Genomic DNA, 18,275 nt, shown 5'->3' with positions numbered 1-18,275 from the left:
ATACAAGTTCCTAACGGAAAGAAAATATACTTTGCATCAGACAACCATCTTGGCGCACCAACAAAAGCTGAATCTTTACCACGAGAGAAAAAATTTGTGGCTTGGTTAGATGAAGTAAAACAAGATGCAGCAGCTATTTTTTTATTAGGTGATTTGTTTGATTTTTGGATGGAATACCGCAATGTTGTCCCAAAAGGATTTACAAGAACATTAGGTAAATTAGCCGAAATAACAGATTCTGATATACCAATTTACTTCTTTGTTGGTAATCATGATTTATGGATGAATGGTTATTTTGAAGAAGAATTAAATATACCTGTTTACCATAAACCACAAGAATTTACTTTTAATGATAAAACTTTTTTTATAGGTCATGGCGACGGATTAGGACCTGGTGATAAAGGGTATAAACGCATGAAAAAGTTGTTTACTAATCCTATTTCAAAATGGTTATTTCAAAGATTGTTGCATCCTGATTTTGCAATGCGTTTGGGTAATTACTTATCAGTAAAAAATAAACTTATTTCTGGAGATGATGATGCAAAATTTTTAGGTGAAGACAATGAATGGCTAGTACAGTATTGCAAAAGAAAACTTGAAGACAAACACCGAGACTATTTTGTGTTTGGACATAGACATTTGCCTTTAAATATTGATCTGACCGAAAACTCTAAATACATCAACCTTGGTGATTGGATACAATATTATACTTACGGTGTTTTTGATGGAGAAAAACTTGAATTAAAAGAGTTTAAAAACTAATCCAACAACGCATCTAAGGTCAGTACATCTAAATTACCATCAGGGAATAGTTTGTTTTTTTCTTCAAATTTATAAATCGCATCCTGTGTAATATTTTTATAAACGCCATCAACAGGAATATCATAGCCTTTTTTAACTAACAACTTCTGAATTTCATAAATAAAAGCACTTTTTTCTCCTAATCTAATTTTTGACGAAGGATTAAACATACTTTTTATTTTAGCGTTAAATCCTGCAACTTCTGAATTTTTAGGCGCTGTATTTCCTTCTAGTTTTGCTTTAATTTGAGCATTAGTAAAACCTTCATTTTTTAGCTGTTTTGAAGCTTCCAGCTTAGCTTCATAATACTTCACTTTCGCTAGTTTTTTGTGGTACTCTTCAACTATATATTGCGTTGCTTCATCATCGTTTTCTGGAGACTTTACATCAATTTCGTTAGTGCTCCATTGCATTGCAGCAAAGCCATTTAAAGATTGTACAGCTTCAAAATAATTATAAACTACATCTTGGTTATAATATTCTAAATCAATATTTTGATTGGTTTTATAATTGTAATTTTCAGGATGAAAACGTTGGTATTCTTTATATTGATTATAGGCAAAAATCAATAAAATGACCATTATTAAAACGATGAGTAGCTTTTTCATTTTAAAAAAGATTAAACTTTAAAGTTCAAAGATACAAGATTTACGCTTCTTCTTTATCGTGAGCTTCAATATCTTTGGTTAAGTCTAACTCTCTAAGGGTTTTGTTTTTTGCACCTATCCCAACAACGGTTACTAAGGTCATTATTCCACCAAAAACTACAGCTATTGATGGACCCATTATCTTTGCTGCTAATCCACTTTCAAAAGCGCCAAGCTCGTTAGACGATCCAACAAACATACTATTAACAGAAGCTACACGACCGCGCATATGATCTGGCGTTTTTAATTGTAAAATGGTTTGTCGTATCACCATAGAAACACCATCAGTAACTCCAGAAAAGAATAACGCTAACACACTTAACCAAAACAATTTTGAGAGTCCAAATACAATAATACAAATACCAAAACCAAAGATTGAAATTAGTAATTTTTTACCAGCATCTTTATTAACTGGTAAGTAAGTAGTAATAAACATGGTTAAAATACTTCCGATAGAAATAGAAGCATTAAGCACACCAAATCCTTTAGAACCGACTTCTAAAATATCTTGCGCAAATACCGATAAAAGTGCTACAGTACCACCAAATAAGACTGCAATCATATCTAAAGTTAGTGCGCCTAAAATGGCTTTGTTACTAAAGACAAACTCTAAACCAACTTTTAAACTTTTTCCAACAGACTCACCAATATTTGGATTTAAAATGGGTTTCTTTTTAATTCTGAAAGTTATAAATAACGCAAAAGTTACTAGAGCAAAAACAATACAAAGTGTTTTGTCAACGCCTATCCAATCTATTGAAAAACCTGCAAATAATGCTCCGGTTACGGTAGCTGCTTTCCATGTACTGCTACTCCATGTTGCTGCATTTGGGTAGATTTTTTTGGGTACAATAAGCGCAATTAATGAAAAGATGGTTGGTCCAAAAAACGAGCGAAGAAATCCGCCAAAAAATACCAAAGCATAAATGCAGTATAAAATGTTTTGAGTTTTCCAATCGCCAACCACTTTATCCCAAGTCAATAAAAATAAACCTAAACTAATTAATGAAAATGCTGCAATACAAATAGCTAGCAAGTTTCGTTTTTCTTTTTGGTCTACAATATGTCCTGCAAAAAGCGCCATAGTAAAAGCTGGAATAATCTCCATAAGCCCAATAAGACCTAAGTATAACGGATCTTTAGTTAAAGAATATACTTCCCATTCTATCACAATAAATTGCATAGACCAACCAAAAACTAAGGCAAATCTTAACAATAAAAAGATGTTGAATTCTTTAATACGAAGTGCTGCGTACGGATCGTTTTTTTGCATGCTATCCTTTTATATCTCTAATTTTAAGTTGCAATGACACGTTACCTTGCCAATGGTTTTCGTCTACAGAATATACAGCACTAAACGGTTGTTTGTCTTTAATAAGATCAAGCTTTTCGCCTAAATTAAAACCGATGCATACAAATTGTTTACCTGATTGTGTTGCTGTAAATCTTAAGTGCGTTTTATCTTCGCCAACACATTTACCATAACCTGTATCTTTTAGGTTATCGGTCATAAAAATTGGTGTCATATTTCCTGGTCCAAATGGTGCAAATTGGCGGATAATTCTCCAAAATTTATCATCAATTTCAGCTAAATCAATTTGCATATCTACTTTTATTTCTGGTGTTAATAGGTTCTTATCTATGGTTTTAGAAACCTCATCTTCAAAAGCTTGTTTAAACGCTTCGTAGTTTTCTTCTTTAAGGGTTAATCCTGCTGCGTATTTATGACCACCAAATTGCTCGATATGCTCTGCGCAACCTTGTAATGCGTTATACACATCAAACCCTGAAACCGATCTAGCAGATGCGGCTAACTTATCGCCACTTTTTGTAAATACTAAGGTTGGTCTGTAGTAGGTTTCGATTAAACGAGATGCCACAATACCAATCACACCTTTATGCCAATGGTCTTGATACACTACGGTTGTTAAACGGTTTTCTTCATCATCCGCTTTTATTAATTCTAATGCTTCTTGGGTTATACTTTGGTCGGCTTCTCTTCTATCGGTATTAAATGCTTCTATTTCTTCAGCATATTGTATGGCAGTTTGCAAATCGTTTTCGGTTAAAAGATCTACAGCGTATTGCCCATGTTTCATTCTACCAGCAGCATTAATACGTGGCGCGATGATAAAAACTACGTCGGTAATGGTTAATGAATCCTTTTTTATCTGATTAATAATAGCTTTAAAACCTGCACGAGGTTGCGCATTTATAACCTGTAAACCAAAGTAAGCTAACACTCTGTTTTCGCCTGTAATCGGGACAATATCTGCACCAATTGCTGTGGCTACAAGGTCTAAATAAGGGATTAAATCGTCTAAAGTTTGGTCAACTTTTTCAGCTAAAGCTTGTATTAATTTAAAACCTACGCCACAACCACAAAGTTCTTTATATGGATAGGTACAATCTTCTTGTTTTGGATCTAAAACCGCTACAGCATTTGGTACTTCTTTACCTGGTCTATGGTGATCGCAAATAATAAAATCGATACCTTTTTCTTTAGCATATTCAATTTTATCTATTGCTTTGATACCACAATCTAGTGCAACGATTAAACTGAAATCATTATCGTCTGCAAAGTCAATTCCTTTGTAAGAGACGCCATAACCTTCATCATATCTATCAGGAATATAAGTTGCTACGTTTGCAGTTTTGGTCTTTAAATAGGAAGACATTAACGCTACCGAAGTTGTTCCGTCTACATCATAATCGCCATATACCAATATATTTTCTCCGTCTTCAATTGCTTGCAAAATTCTAGCCACCGCTTTGTCCATATCTTTCATTAAATATGGGTTGTGAAGATGCTCTAAACTAGGTCTAAAAAAGTGTTTAGCGTCTTCAAAAGTTTCTATACCACGTTGTACTAAAAGCGTTGCAATTGCTTCATCTACATTTAAAGATTGTTGCAGTTGTTTGACAATTTCTGGGTTTGGTTTTGGCTTTAATGTCCAGCGCATATACTAGTTAAAAAGTTGAAAGTTTTAAAGTGAAAAGTTTATTTGTTATGAAATTTAATGTCAATCTCAACATCGGCAAATTGTCTAAACATTTCCATAACGCCGCAATATTTTTCGACAGACAATTGTACTGCTCGATTAATTTTTTCTTCATTTAAATCGGTTCCTGTAAAGTGATAGGTTACCCAAACAGTTTTGTAATATTTTGGATGTTCTTCGGTAAGCTCGCCTTCAACTTCCATTTTAAAATCGTCAACTTCAACTTTCATTTTTTCTAAAATTGAAACAACGTCTAAGCCAGAACAACCAGCTAAAGAGGATAACATCATTGCTTTTGGTGATAGTCCTTGGCGTTCTTTCCCTTCAACAATAGTGTCCATTAAAACATGATGATTACTTGGGTTATCAGAGTCGAATACCATTCCGCCTTTCCATGTTGTGGTGATTTTATGTGTCATCTTTCAGAAATTTTTTGTTTATTGAATGTATCAAAAATACATCATAAAAACCAGAAAACCCATGCCTTTAGTAAACCCTTTACCTGCCAACCACGATTTAGAAACTAAAGAACTTGCCGACTTTTTTAATGAGACACTTGGCTTTTGTCCAAACTCGGTTTTAACCATGCAACACAGACCTGCAATAAGTAAGGCGTTTATAAATTTAAATAAAGCGGTTATGGCTAATGAAGGTAAAGTGACTTCTGCTTTAAAGCGCATGATTGCTTGGGTTAGCAGTAACGCTACAGGTTGTAGATATTGTCAAGCGCATGCTATTAGAGCTGCCGAACGTTATGGCGCAGAACAAGAACAATTAGATCATATTTGGGATTATAAAATGCATCCTGCGTTTAGTGCTGCCGAACGTGCTGCGTTAGATTTTAGTTTAGCGGCAAGTCAAATTCCAAATGCGGTTGATGAAACTATTAAAACCGAATTATACAAACATTGGAATGAAGGTGAAATTGTAGAAATGCTTGGCGTAATTAGCCTTTTTGGTTATTTAAACCGTTGGAATGATAGCATGGCAACAACCTTAGAACATGATGCTATTGATAGTGGAAACCAGTATTTAGGAAAACATGGTTTTGAGGTTGGAAAGCATCAATAAAATAATAAATTAAAGCTAAAAAATGAACGAAAATTATTGTCCTAACTGCAAAGAAGAAATATCTCAAATAGAATTTGAATGCACAAATTGTAAGTTTCCTTTAAGTGGAACTGAAAAAGAAAAATCTATTTTCATAGGAAGGCAAATCTCTAATAAATCTAAGATTAGTAGTGCTAAGGAACATCAAGGAAAAGTTAGTCGGATTCTTTATCTTGTTGGAGCTTTTCAATTATTAAACGCGTATATCTCTTACAGTAAAAATTATGGTTTTGAAAACACCATGTTCTATGTAATATTAGGTCTTCTTTTAGTTGTTTTTGGGTACTTTTCTACTAAAAAACCTCTATTATTTATCACTCTTGCTTTAGGATTAATTTTAGGTTATTATACAATTCTATACATAAACAACCCTGAATTTTTGTTAAGAGGAATTTTATGGAAAATAGTAATTATTAGCTTTTTGATTTATGGGATTGTTCAATCTTTACAAGAACAAAAGTTAAAGAAGGAAAATGGGTTTTTAAGGTGATAATTACTTCTTCCCACCAACACAAATAACAATTTCGCCTTTTGGTGGTTTATTGGTGTAGTATTCTAAAACCTCTTTGGCTGTACCGCGTATGGTTTCTTCATACAATTTGGTAAGTTCTCTAGAGACTGAAACTGGTCTGTCTTCACCAAAATACTCGCAAAAATTGGTTAATGTTTTTATTAGTTTATGCGGACTTTCATAAAATATAATGGTTCTAGTTTCTTCAGCTAAAAGTAAAAGTCGGGTTTGTCTTCCTTTTTTAACGGGTAAAAAACCTTCAAAAACAAACTTGTCGTTTGGCAAACCACTATTGACTAACGCTGGGACAAATGCTGTTGCGCCAGGAAGACATTCTACTTCAATATTATGTTCTATACATGCTCTAGTTAGTAAAAATCCTGGGTCAGAAATTGCTGGTGTACCTGCATCACTAATCAAGGCAATGGTTGTACCTGCTTTTAATTTTTGCACCAAACTTTCAACCGTTTTATGCTCGTTATGCATATGGTGACTTTGCATTGGAGTATTAATTTCAAAATGCTTTAATAATTTACCTGAAGTGCGTGTGTCTTCGGCTAAAATTATATCAGATTCTTTTAAAACTTCAATCGCTCTAAAAGTGATGTCCTTTAAATTTCCTATTGGTGTAGGTACAATGTAGAGTTTGCTCATTTATTCAAATCTAGCTTCAATAATTTCCATAAATCTAGCTTCATAATCTTCTTTGCCTTCCCAATTGTTGTAATCAGGTTTTACAACATTACGTATTAAGTGTGTTGCTTCTGTAAGGTCTGACGTTGTATTTAATTGAGATAGTACACGGTTGTAATCTTCTGCACTACCATCAAAAAGGTGTTTTATAAAAGCCAGTTTGTCATTTAAACCTATGTTTAAGCCCGATTTAAATCTGTCGTTAAGACTTTTCTTTTCTGTACCATTTTGGTTACTAACAGGCTCAAAAATTGGCATTTGATCAAAACCAGCAGTTATCTCATCAAAATCGTTTTTATGATATTTTTTTTCAGGAATAACCTCATCTATTAAATCATCAACCTTTTGAGTTTCTTCTGGCATTTGCGCCACCATATCTTTAATTTTTTCCATTAAAGGTTCGGTGATTTCTTCATTTTCAGTGTCGTCTAAATTGATGTAAGTTTTATCATCAACTTCAATATTATCACTTATTCTGTTATTAAACGCAGTATCTAGCATACCAAAAAAAGAAGAATCATTACCAATAGTTGGCATATCGTCTTCAAAATTTTCATTAGCAAATTTTAAAACCGTTAATTTCTCATAAAGCGCAGCAACTTCTGCATGCATTTTATTAACATCTTCCTTTCCGCCTAACTTTAGAATCCTATGCGCAATGCTTATTAATTCTGATTCTAATTTCTTCTTCATGATTTATCTTTTTTATAATTTTTAAAATTTAATACAAGATAGCCTTTTGATTTTTAATAAATTTGAGCCACCTTTATAGAAAAACAAGTACCATTCTTATTCTAGTGTTAAAATTACAAAATGTTTCTTGAAAATACAGTAAATCAAAAAGAACAATTTGGATGGATTGAAGTCATCTGTGGATCAATGTTTTCCGGAAAAACCGAAGAACTAATTCGAAGACTAAAACGTGCCCAATTTGCAAAACAAAAAGTTGAAATTTTTAAACCAGCAATAGACGTACGTTATGACGAAGAACAAGTAGTCTCTCATGACTCAAATTCCATTCGTTCTACACCAGTACCAGCAGCTGCAAATATCCCAATTTTAGCAGATAATTGTGATGTGGTTGGTATTGATGAAGCACAGTTTTTTGATGACGAAATTGTAAGCGTTTGTAACGATCTAGCCAATAAAGGCATACGTGTTATTGTAGCAGGTTTAGACATGGATTTTAAAGGTAACCCTTTTGGGCCAATGCCAAACCTTATGGCTACTGCAGAATATGTTACAAAAGTACACGCCGTTTGTACAAGAACAGGCAACTTAGCACAATACAGCTATCGTAAATCTCAAAACGACAACTTGGTACTTTTAGGTGAAACTGAAGAATACGAACCTTTAAGCCGCGCCGCTTATTACAAAGCAACCATGCGCGAAAAAATTAAAAACATGAAGGTAAACGATGCCGAACAACTAGACACTAAACCAGAAACAAAAAATGGTTAAGGCACAAGAAACCATTCTTGAAATAGATTTAAAAACACTAAAACAAAATTTTGAGTTTTTAAAATCAAAAACCACTGCAAACACCAAGTTTTTAGCAGTAGTTAAAGCATTTGCTTATGGTAGTGACGCTGTAGAAATTGCCAAATACTTACAAGATTTAAACGTAGATTATTTTGCTGTAGCCTACAGTTACGAAGGTGTTGCTTTGCGCGATGCTGGTGTAACAAAACCCATTTTAGTACTACATCCGCAACCAGTAAATTTTGATACTATAATTGAACGTTGTTTAGAGCCAAGCATGTACTCTAAGCGTATTTTGGATTTGTTTATCGCTTACGCGGAAAAACACAAGCAAACCAACTATCCTGTTCATATAAAATTTAATACAGGATTAAACCGCATTGGTTTTTCAGAACAAGATATTGAAACTGTTTTAAGCAATTTACATTCAACTAAAAGCATCAAGGTACGTTCTCTATTTTCGCATTTAGCAGCAAGTGAAGATTTAAATGAAAGAGAATTCACTTTAAATCAAATTGAAAGTTTTAAAAACATTGCAAAAACTTTTAATACAGGTTTGGGTTACGAAGCTTTTTTACACATGTGCAATACATCTGGAATTTTAAATTATCCCGAAGCTCATTTTGACATGGTAAGAAGTGGTATCGGACTCTATGGATTTGGTAACGACCCAAAATATAATAAAGACCTCAAGCCAATTGCTAGTTTAAAAAGTATTATCTCTCAAATTCATCATCTTAAAAAAGGAGATAGTTTAGGATACAACAGAGGTTTTGTTGCCAGTCAAGATACAATAACTGCAACCATACCTATTGGTCATGCAGATGGTATAAAAAGACAATACGGAAAAGGTAAAGGCTACATTACCATACATAATCAAAAAGCACCTATTTTAGGTAATGTTTGTATGGATATGATTATGGTAGATGTGACTAATATTGACTGTAAAGAAGGAGATGAAGTTATTATTTTTGATGCTAATAATACAGCCGAAGATTTAGCAGAAACTGTGCAATCCATTTCTTACGAGTTGATTACAGCTATCTCTCAGCGTATAAAACGCGTCATTCATCGATAAAACCTGATTTTTTCTGTAAGTAATTAGCCTAATTTGTTAAATTTTTAATTAAATTCATTCTCAAATTAAAAGTTAACTAACACAAAAATTTAAGATTATGCTTAAAGAATTTAAGAATTTTATCATGACAGGTAATGTCATAGATTTAGCAGTTGCCGTATTACTTGCTGGCGCAGTAGGTATGGTGGTAAACGGATTTGTAACAGATATTATGATGCCAATTGTTGGTTCGTTTACTGGAGGTGTTGATTTTTCAGATTTAAAAATTGTATTATCTGAAGCTGTTGTAAGTGCTGATGGAGAAATAACAAAACCAGAAAATGCAATAATGTATGGTAAATGGGTTAATTCTATTATTAACTTAATTATTGTTGGTTTTGTGTTATTTATGATTGTAAAAGCCTACAACAAAACTAAAAAGCCAAAAGAAGAAGCGCCAGCAGCTCCTGCAGGACCATCTGAAATTGACTTATTAAAAGAGATTAGAGACGCTTTAAAAAAGTAATCTAAAACAACATTTTATATCAAATCAGGAATTATTTACTAGTTCCTGATTTTTTTATGTCTTTTTTTAAGAAATTATTTGCTCTCAAATACTATAAATACTCTAATTTTACTGCCAAATTTTTAAAACTACAAACAAAATGAAAGTAGCTGTTGTTGGAGCCACAGGAATGGTTGGCGAAGTCATGTTAAAAGTCTTAGCAGAGCGTAACTTTCCGGTAACGGAATTAATACCTGTCGCTTCAGAAAAATCGGTAGGAAAAACAATCTCTTACAAAGACAAAGATTATAAAGTTGTTGGCTTAGAAACTGCTGTATCTATGCGTCCTGACATTGCATTATTTTCGGCTGGAGGAAGCACTTCTTTAGAATGGGCTCCAAAATTTGCCGATGCTGGCACAACAGTAGTAGATAACTCTTCTGCGTGGCGTATGGATGAAACTAAAAAGTTAGTCGTTCCTGAAATTAACGCATCGCAATTGACTAAAGAAGATAAAATTATAGCTAATCCGAACTGTTCAACGATACAGTTAGTGATGTGCTTGGCACCACTTCATAAAAAATATAAAATGAAACGTGTTGTTGTTTCAACCTACCAATCAGTTTCTGGTACCGGGGTAAAAGCGGTTAGACAATTAGAAAACGAAATTGCTGGTGTTGATGGTGAAATGGCTTACCCTTATCCAATTGGCAAAAATGCATTACCGCATTGTGATGTTTTTGAAGCTAACGGTTACACTAAAGAAGAAATGAAACTAGCGCGCGAACCTCAAAAAATACTTGACGATCGTACGTTTTCTGTTTCTGCAACAGCAGTAAGAATACCAACTGCTGGTGGACATAGTGAGTCTGTTAACGTTGAGTTTGAAAACGATTTTGATTTAGCTGAAGTTCGTAAATTATTAAGTGAAACACCTGGTGTTATCGTTCAAGACAATACAGAAACAAACACCTATCCAATGCCTATTTATGCGCATGATAAAGATGAAGTTTTTGTTGGACGTATAAGACGCGACGAAACTCAACCAAACACTTTAAACATGTGGATTGTTGCAGACAACTTACGTAAAGGTGCAGCAACAAACACTATTCAAATTGCAGAATACCTAATAGAAAACAGCCTTCTTTAAACTATTTTCAATCTATTAGCGTAAAATCATCTAATTAGCTTTACAAGGTGTTAAAAAAATTAATATCTTGTAAAGCTATTAATGACAACTATTTAGATGAAAAAACAATTACGCTACGTTACATTTATACTTATTACTTTTTTGATTTCATGTTCTTCTAAAGAAGAATACGTTGAAGTCCCAAATAATAACACACCAGAATCTCCAGTAGTATTCAATCCTGATGCTGCTCCTTTTCAACAATTATCAGAATACAGATTTTTTGAGGGCAATCTAAAAGATTTAGCGCCTTCTTATGGAGTGATTCCTTACGAGCCCATCAATACATTATTTACAGATTATGCTCATAAAAAAAGGTTTATTTGGATGCCAGAAAATGTTTCTGCATCTTATGTTAATGACTTTTCAACTCTAAATTTCCCTATCGGAACTGTTTTAATAAAAAACTTTTATTACGATACTATTCAGCCAAACAATACTACGCGTATTATCGAAACTCGCTTGATGTACAATACTTCAGAAGGATGGAAATTTGCAGAATATGTGTGGAATGACGCTCAAACAGAAGCTTACCTTGATATGAATGGAAGTACAACAGATATTAACTTTATGGAAAATGGTGTTGTAAAATCTACATCTTACAGAATTCCATCAGAAGCAGAATGTTTTACTTGTCATAAAGATGGTGTTAACGCTACTCCTATTGCTTTAAAACCTCAAAATATCAACAAAAGTTTATTGTTTTCAGATGGTAATAAAAACCAATTATCTAAATGGATAGAGATGGGATACCTTAATGATAATCTACCAAATTCAATAAATACCATTGCCAATTGGGAAGACACAAGTTTACCAATTCAAGATAGAATGAGAGGTTATTTAGATATTAATTGTGCGCATTGTCATTCTGACAACAAACACTGTGACTATAGACCAATTAGACTTGCTTTTGGTGATTATGTAGATGAATCTAGTCTTGGCACATGTGTTCCACCTGATACCGAAATTTCACCCTACACAGATATTATTGTTCCTAATAATGTAGCACGATCTGTAATGCATTTTAGACTTAGTACAACCCTTGAAGATCAAAGAATGCCTCTTTTAGGAAGAACACTTGTACACGAAGAAGGCGTACAACTACTTGAAGATTGGATTAACTCTCTTACAATAACCTGCGACTAAAACTAACTCTTAATTATGAAAACAAAACTACTATTAATCTTATGCTTAGCTTTTTCCTATTACAGCTTAGCACAAACTAACTCAAACTCTTGCGCAGAAGCAGACGCTGATACAGCAATTACAACTGCAGGTACTTTTACAATTGCAGAAGTTGCAGGCGTTGGTATTAATGGAACAGAAATACCTTCTCCCATCTGTGCTGCCAACGGAAGTGGTGCATCTAATGGTGAGTGGTACAGATACATTCCAAACGACAATTACACAGTAACAATTACTACAGATTTAGCTCAAAACTCAGGATTAGATACACGCGTACACATCTACTCTGGTGTTTGTGGCAGTTTAGTTTGTGAAGGCGGAGATGATGACGCTGGTTCTGGGTTTCTTTCAGTAGCTACTTTTAATGTTATTAGTGGTACAACATATTACATCGCTTTTGATGACAGATGGAATGATAGTGGTTTTGATTGGGAACTTATTGAAGGAACCGTTGTAAATCCACCACCACCAGCACCAGTTACTTTTACTCAGCAAAGCCTTTCTACTACAGGAACTAACAGAGCTGTAGTCGATATGAATGGCGATTTTTTAGATGATATTGTTGCGGTAAATGCTACAAATATTAATATTCGTCACCAACTAACAACAGGCGGATTTGATAACGTAAATATTACAACTACTTCTGCAGATTTTACTCCAAGTTGGAGTCTTGCTGCAGCAGATTATAACGCAGATGGCTACACAGATTTAGTTTATGGTGGCGGATCTGGAGTAACTTTTATGAGGTCTGACGGAACTGGAACTGGTTTTACAGAAATTTCCGGCTCAGAATATGTGTTTTCTCAGCGTTCTAATTTTGTAGATATCAATATGGATGGTCACTTAGATGCTTTTGTGTGCCACGATGTGCAACCAACAGTTTATTATTTAAATGATGGTAGCGGAAACTTAACATATTACCAAACCGCAACTTCTGGCGCTCCTTTTAATTTAGGAGATTACTCTTCTGGTGGACATTATGGATCAATTTGGGTTGACTATGATAATGATGGAGACTCGGATATGTTTATCGCTAAATGTGGTGGTGAAGAAGCTAGAAGACGCAACCAAATGCACCGTAACGAATCGTATTACGATGTCAATGATAATTTAATTGTATCTTACACAGAAGTAGCATCAACAATAGGGCTTTCAGACCCAATGCAAACATGGTCTTCTGCTTGGGGAGATTTTGATAACGATGGTGATATGGATGTTTTTGTTGGTGCTAGTACTGGCGCTCATAAATTAATGCGGAATGATATTGACGGAAGTGGCAATGTAACTTTTACAGATGTATCCTCAACATCTGGAGTTTTAACGATGACTTCAACAGGTATAGAAAATGTGACTTATGATTTTGACAACGACGGAAACTTAGACATCGCTTCTAACGGAAATTTACTAATAGGAAATGGAGATATGACCTTCACTTTATATGAAAACGTCTTACCTGTTGGCTCTTTTGGAGACTTAAATAACGATGGGTTTATTGATGGGTTTAGTAGTGGCGGTACTATTTTTATGAATGATACAACAGCCAATAACTGGATTACAATTAACACTGTTGGTACTGCAAGTAACATTAACGGAATCGGAGCTAGAATAACTGTAGAAACACCATCGGGTTCTCAAATTCGTGATGTAAGAAGTGGTGACGGATTTAGGTACATGAATACTTTAAACGCTCATTTTGGTTTAGGCACAGACACTTCAATAACCAGCATTACTATTGAATGGCCTTCAGGTATTGTAGATACTATTTTCAATCCTGCAATCAATCAAACGCATAATTACGTAGAAGGAACCAACCAACTAAGTGTTGATGAGTTTTTAATTTCAGACTTAATTTTATATCCTAATCCAACCTCTCATTATTTAAATCTAAATACTGAAAACCATGAGCTTGATAAAGCAGAATTTTCAATTTTTGATATTTCTGGAAGACAAGCATTCAAAGGAAAAATTTATGATAACAAAATTGATGTATCAAGATTACAAAGCGGAAATTACATTTTAAAAATAGACGCTAACGGAAGTGTAAAAGCACAAAAATTCATCAAAAAATAATATTTCAACTTTAAAAAAGTCTTAAAAAGCGTTTGTAAACCTCTTACAAGCGCTTTTTTGTTTATTTTTAAAGTCAATAAATCAAAATTCAACTAAAAATGAAAAAGTTAGCTATTGGTCTATTTTCCCTAATCACCATAATGTCTTGTAAAGAAGAAATGAAGCAAAAAGAAACAATAAAACTTACCTACCCCGAAACTAAAAAAGTAGATACAGTAGACACCTATTTTGGTGAAACTGTAAAAGACCCATATAGATGGCTTGAAGATGACAGAAGTGCAGAGACCGAAGCTTGGGTTAAAGCAGAAAATAAAGTAACGCAAGGTTATTTAGCTAATATCCCATATCGCGAACAACTAAAAGAGCGTCTGTCTAAACTATGGAATTATGAAAAAATAGGATCGCCTTTTAAAGAAGGAAACTACACCTATTTTTATAAAAATGATGGTTTACAAAACCAATATGTAATCTATCGTTATAAAACTGGTGAAAATCCAGAAACGGCTGAAGTTTTCTTAGATCCAAACACATTTAAAGAAGACGGAACCATCTCGCTTGGCGGAGCTAGCTTCTCTAAAAATGGCGAAATTTTAGCCTACAGCATTTCTGAAGGAGGAAGCGACTGGCGTAAGATTTTAATTATGGATGTAGAAACCAAAGAAATCATTGAAGATACTTTAGTCGATATTAAATTTAGCGGCATGTCTTGGTACAAAAACGAAGGTTTTTACTACTCAAGTTATGACAAACCAAAAGGAAGTGAGCTATCTGCAAAAACAGACCAACACAAGGTTTACTATCATAAATTAGGAACACCACAAAGCGAAGACCAATTAATTTATGGAGGTACAGAAGCCGAAAAACACCGTTATATCTATGGAAACGTTACTAGAGATGATCGGTTTTTAATTATTTCACCTCGTATATCAACTTCAGGAAATAAATTATTAATTAAAGATTTAACAAAACCAAATAGTGATTTTGTTACTATTTTAGATCACACAGATAGTGATACGTATATTTTAGAAAATGAAGGTGATCAACTTTTTATAGTCACAAATCTTGATGCGCCTAACCAAAGATTAGTAACTGTTAACGCTTCTAACCCAGCTCCAGAAAACTGGAAAGACGTAATCCCTGAAACTAAAAATGTATTAAGTGCATCAAAAGCTGGTGGTTACTTCTTTGCAGAATATATGGTAGATGCTGTATCAAAAGTATTACAATATGATTATTCTGGTAAATTAGTGCGTGAAGTAGAATTACCTGGCGTTGGTAGTGCTGGCGGATTTGGTGCTAAAAAAGAAGAAAAAGAGCTTTACTACTCGTTTACAAATTATGTAACACCAGGAAGCATCTATAAGTACGATATCGAAAACGGAACATCTGAATTATATCGTAAACCAGATATCGATTTTAATCCTGAAAATTATGAAAGTAAACAGGTATTTTACACTTCAAAAGATGGTACCAAAGTACCAATGATAATTACACATAAAAAAGGCATTGAACTTAACGGAAAAAACCCAACAATACTATACGGTTATGGTGGTTTCAACATTAGTTTAACACCAAGCTTTAGCATTGCAAATGCAGTTTGGATGGAGCAAGGTGGTATTTATGCAGTTCCTAATTTACGTGGTGGTGGAGAATACGGAAAAGCTTGGCACGACGCAGGAACACAACAAAAAAAGCAAAACGTTTTTGACGATTTTATTACTGCAGCAGAATATCTTATAGAAAACAAATATACTTCATCAGATTACTTAGCCATTAGAGGTGGATCAAACGGAGGATTATTAGTTGGAGCAACCATGACGCAACGTCCAGATTTAATGAAGGTTGCCTTACCTGCTGTTGGAGTTTTAGACATGCTACGTTACCACACATTTACTGCTGGTGCAGGTTGGGCTTACGATTACGGTACAGCAGAAGACAGTAAAGAAATGTTTGACTATTTAAAAGGATATTCTCCAGTACACAATGTAAAAGAAGGCGTTCAATATCCAGCAACATTAGTTACTACTGGTGATCATGATGATAGAGTTGTACCTGCACATAGTTTTAAATTTGCTGCTGAACTACAAGCAAAACAAACAGGAGATAATCCCGTTTTAATTAGAATTGAAACCGATGCAGGTCACGGTGCTGGTACACCAGTTAGCAAAACCATAGAGCAATATGCAGATATTTATGGATTTACATTATTCAATATGGGCTTTGATGTACTACCTGAAAAAATAGAAGATTTTAAAAATTAGAATTAAACAAAACATAATGACTTAAAAAACCGCTTAAATAGTATTAAGCGGTTTTTTTTATTAAATATTTAACTGGTCGCTTTTAAAGTCTTTACCCTAAAAATTTGGTTATGAATAAGTATTGAAATAATTTTGCGCTCTAATGAGCAAAAATTTTATCAAATATTTATCTATTCTTAGCGTTGTTATTCTTACCGGAATTTCAGGCTTAAACGCTAATTCATTAGCTAATAATGAAAGTAAATGCTCATTAAATCAAGCCGAAACTTCTCATAAAGTTTCTTTAAAACCCATTCAGCAAAACGACCATAATAATTTATTATTTGATGTTGCTGAATCACAAGAAGTAGAAAATGAAGAGTCTGCTTCTAAAACAACTATTTTTTCTTTTCAACATTTTTTAGCTGAGTTTTACAATATTTCAGCTTTTGAGGGATTATCTACTCAATCTCATAAAGATTTAAATGGTTATAAAAACTATTTTGACAAGTCTTCTACAAAACTTCATGTAAGACTTCAGGTTTTTATTATTTGATAACTACTTATTGTACAAACCTATAATTTGGTTTGTATGCTTAATCCTTATTTCAAATTATTTAGTTAGTAAAGCTTTTCGTTTTACTAGGCTAATTCTTTAATCTATCCTCAAATTATTTAAAAAAATTATGAAAAAATCGTTTGTTTTCATGAGCTTAATTATGCTCATAATCCTAACAAGTTGTGATGCTAAAAAAGAAAAAAAAGAAGAACACACCGCTTTTTTAGTCACTAATCCCATTAAAAAAGACACTTCAATTACTAAAGACTATGTAAGTCAAATACACTCGTTTAGACATATAGAAATTAGGGCTTTAGAAAAAGGATACCTTCAAAAAATATCGGTTGATGAAGGACAACACGTAAAAAAAGGGCAAGCTATGTTTCAAATTATGCCAAATATTTATCAAGCAGAATTAGAAAAAGCAAAAGCAGAATCTCAAGCTGCAAAAATAGAATTACAAAACACGCAACTACTTGCAGATGGTAATGTAGTTTCACAAAACGAATTAGCATTGGCCAATGCCAATTATCAAAAGGCAAATGCCGAAGTTGCTTTAGCACAAACACACTTAGGCTTTACAAAAATCACAGCACCTTTTGATGGTATAATGGATCATTTAGAAGCAAGAGAAGGTAGCTTATTAGATGAAGGAGAACTACTAACAACACTATCTGACAACAGCAAAATGTGGGTATATTTTAACGTACCAGAAGCAGAGTATTTAGATTACATTACAAGTGCCGATAAAGATTCTAAAAAAGAAGTAGCACTTTTAATGGCAAACAACAAACGCTTTAACCAAAATGGAATTGTTGAAACCATTGAAGGTGAATTTAATAGCGAAACTGGTAATATTGCCTTTAGAGCTACCTTCCCAAACCCAGATGGGATTTTAAGACATGGCGAAACTGGTAGCGTTTTAATGACTGTACCTTTTAAAGACGTAATTATCATTCCACAAAAAGCCACATTTGAAGTCTTAGACAAAACCTATGTGTTTATTGTAGATAAGGACAATATTGTTAGGCAAAAAGAAATTACAATTGGTGCTGAATTACCTCATCTTTTTGTGGTTAGCAAAGGACTTTCAGAAAACGACACAGTATTATTAGAAGGTATTCGTATGGTTAAAAATAATGAGAAGATTCACACCAAATTCTTAAAGCCTAACAAAGTTTTAGCAGAGCTAGACTTATACGCCGAATAATTAGAATTTAATCT

General features: G+C 33.6%; 18 protein-coding genes. 12 read left to right on the top strand and 6 right to left on the bottom strand.

Going from position 1 to position 18,275, the window contains the following annotated elements:
• On the top strand, window positions 1–762 hold the full coding sequence (locus tag WA327_RS04535; RefSeq protein WP_336066973.1) for a UDP-2,3-diacylglucosamine diphosphatase: 762 nt from the start codon (window positions 1–3) through the stop codon (window positions 760–762).
• Here the strand turns inward: WA327_RS04535 and WA327_RS04530 are convergent.
• Genes WA327_RS04530 through WA327_RS04515 form a run of 4 tightly spaced genes read right to left on the bottom strand, consistent with a single transcriptional unit; the run spans window position 759 to window position 4,869 of the window.
• Window positions 759–1,409: a peptidoglycan-binding domain-containing protein gene (locus WA327_RS04530; RefSeq protein WP_336066936.1), complete on the bottom strand. Its 651-nt coding sequence runs from the start codon at window positions 1,407–1,409 to the stop codon at window positions 759–761. The two genes, WA327_RS04535 and WA327_RS04530, sit on opposite strands and share 4 nt — an antisense overlap.
• Before the next feature lie 40 nt (window positions 1,410–1,449).
• Window positions 1,450–2,721 (bottom strand): MFS transporter, encoded by a 1,272-nt coding sequence (locus WA327_RS04525; protein ID WP_336066934.1) that lies wholly within the window; start codon window positions 2,719–2,721, stop codon window positions 1,450–1,452.
• 1 nt (window position 2,722) lies between these two features.
• A complete protein-coding gene (gene recJ, locus WA327_RS04520) occupies window positions 2,723–4,411 on the bottom strand; it encodes a single-stranded-DNA-specific exonuclease RecJ (RefSeq protein WP_336066932.1) in 1,689 nt (562 codons plus the stop codon).
• Between the two features lie 38 nt (window positions 4,412–4,449).
• Window positions 4,450–4,869: an OsmC family protein gene (locus WA327_RS04515; RefSeq protein ID WP_336066930.1), complete on the bottom strand. Its 420-nt coding sequence runs from the start codon at window positions 4,867–4,869 to the stop codon at window positions 4,450–4,452.
• 61 nt (window positions 4,870–4,930) lie between these two features.
• Here WA327_RS04515 and WA327_RS04510 point away from each other — a divergent pair, with 61 nt between their 5' ends.
• Together WA327_RS04510 and WA327_RS04505 are read left to right on the top strand one after the other, a co-directional pair.
• Window positions 4,931–5,521, top strand: coding sequence for a carboxymuconolactone decarboxylase family protein (locus tag WA327_RS04510; protein ID WP_336066929.1), 591 nt, complete (start codon window positions 4,931–4,933; stop codon window positions 5,519–5,521).
• Window positions 5,522–5,543: 22 nt separating this feature from the next.
• Window positions 5,544–6,050, top strand: a complete 507-nt coding sequence (locus tag WA327_RS04505) for a hypothetical protein (RefSeq protein WP_336066927.1) — start codon at window positions 5,544–5,546, stop codon at window positions 6,048–6,050.
• A gap of 3 nt (window positions 6,051–6,053) precedes the next feature.
• Here the strand turns inward: WA327_RS04505 and rsmI are convergent, their stop codons facing one another.
• Together rsmI and WA327_RS04495 are read right to left on the bottom strand one after the other, a co-directional pair.
• The gene (gene rsmI / locus WA327_RS04500) at window positions 6,054–6,725 is read right to left on the bottom strand and encodes a 16S rRNA (cytidine(1402)-2'-O)-methyltransferase (RefSeq protein ID WP_336066925.1); all 672 of its coding nucleotides are present in this window, start codon (window positions 6,723–6,725) and stop codon (window positions 6,054–6,056) included.
• The gene (locus WA327_RS04495; protein WP_336066924.1) at window positions 6,726–7,457 is read right to left on the bottom strand and encodes a hypothetical protein; all 732 of its coding nucleotides are present in this window, start codon (window positions 7,455–7,457) and stop codon (window positions 6,726–6,728) included. It abuts the gene before it with no gap.
• 120 nt (window positions 7,458–7,577) lie between these two features.
• Here WA327_RS04495 and WA327_RS04490 point away from each other — a divergent pair, with 120 nt between their 5' ends.
• From WA327_RS04490 to WA327_RS04450, 9 genes are all read left to right on the top strand, one after another.
• Window positions 7,578–8,225, top strand: a complete 648-nt coding sequence (locus tag WA327_RS04490; RefSeq protein ID WP_336066922.1) for a thymidine kinase — start codon at window positions 7,578–7,580, stop codon at window positions 8,223–8,225.
• Window positions 8,218–9,324 carry an alanine racemase gene (gene alr, locus WA327_RS04485; protein WP_336066921.1) on the top strand — a complete coding sequence of 369 codons (1,107 nt, stop codon included), beginning with the start codon at window positions 8,218–8,220 and terminating at the stop codon, window positions 9,322–9,324. The genes WA327_RS04490 and alr overlap by 8 nt, the downstream gene beginning before the upstream one ends.
• Window positions 9,325–9,421: 97 nt before the next feature.
• Entirely contained in the window at window positions 9,422–9,829 is a 408-nt protein-coding gene (gene mscL, locus WA327_RS04480) for a large conductance mechanosensitive channel protein MscL (protein ID WP_336066919.1), read from the top strand.
• A 139-nt stretch (window positions 9,830–9,968) separates the two neighbouring features.
• Complete coding sequence (locus WA327_RS04475; RefSeq protein WP_336066917.1) at window positions 9,969–10,958, top strand: aspartate-semialdehyde dehydrogenase; 990 nt, start codon at window positions 9,969–9,971, stop codon at window positions 10,956–10,958.
• Between the two features lie 96 nt (window positions 10,959–11,054).
• Complete coding sequence (locus tag WA327_RS04470) at window positions 11,055–12,143, top strand: hypothetical protein (RefSeq protein ID WP_336066915.1); 1,089 nt, start codon at window positions 11,055–11,057, stop codon at window positions 12,141–12,143.
• Between the two features lie 15 nt (window positions 12,144–12,158).
• The gene (locus tag WA327_RS04465; RefSeq protein ID WP_336066912.1) at window positions 12,159–14,252 is read left to right on the top strand and encodes an FG-GAP-like repeat-containing protein; all 2,094 of its coding nucleotides are present in this window, start codon (window positions 12,159–12,161) and stop codon (window positions 14,250–14,252) included.
• A 98-nt stretch (window positions 14,253–14,350) separates the two neighbouring features.
• Complete coding sequence (locus WA327_RS04460) at window positions 14,351–16,513, top strand: prolyl oligopeptidase family serine peptidase (protein ID WP_336066910.1); 2,163 nt, start codon at window positions 14,351–14,353, stop codon at window positions 16,511–16,513.
• A 142-nt stretch (window positions 16,514–16,655) separates the two neighbouring features.
• Entirely contained in the window at window positions 16,656–17,048 is a 393-nt protein-coding gene (locus tag WA327_RS04455; RefSeq protein WP_336066908.1) for a hypothetical protein, read from the top strand.
• 130 nt (window positions 17,049–17,178) lie between these two features.
• Entirely contained in the window at window positions 17,179–18,261 is a 1,083-nt protein-coding gene (locus WA327_RS04450) for an efflux RND transporter periplasmic adaptor subunit (protein ID WP_336066906.1), read from the top strand.
• Window positions 18,262–18,275: the final 14 nt, after the last annotated feature.

The sequence above is a fragment of the Mesoflavibacter sp. CH_XMU1404-2 genome, from assembly GCF_037029465.1.
In the GTDB taxonomy this organism is placed as follows: Bacteria; Bacteroidota; Bacteroidia; order Flavobacteriales; family Flavobacteriaceae; genus Mesoflavibacter.
Note: the sequence above shows the minus strand (reverse complement) of the source record. Positions and strands in the feature narration are given on the sequence as shown.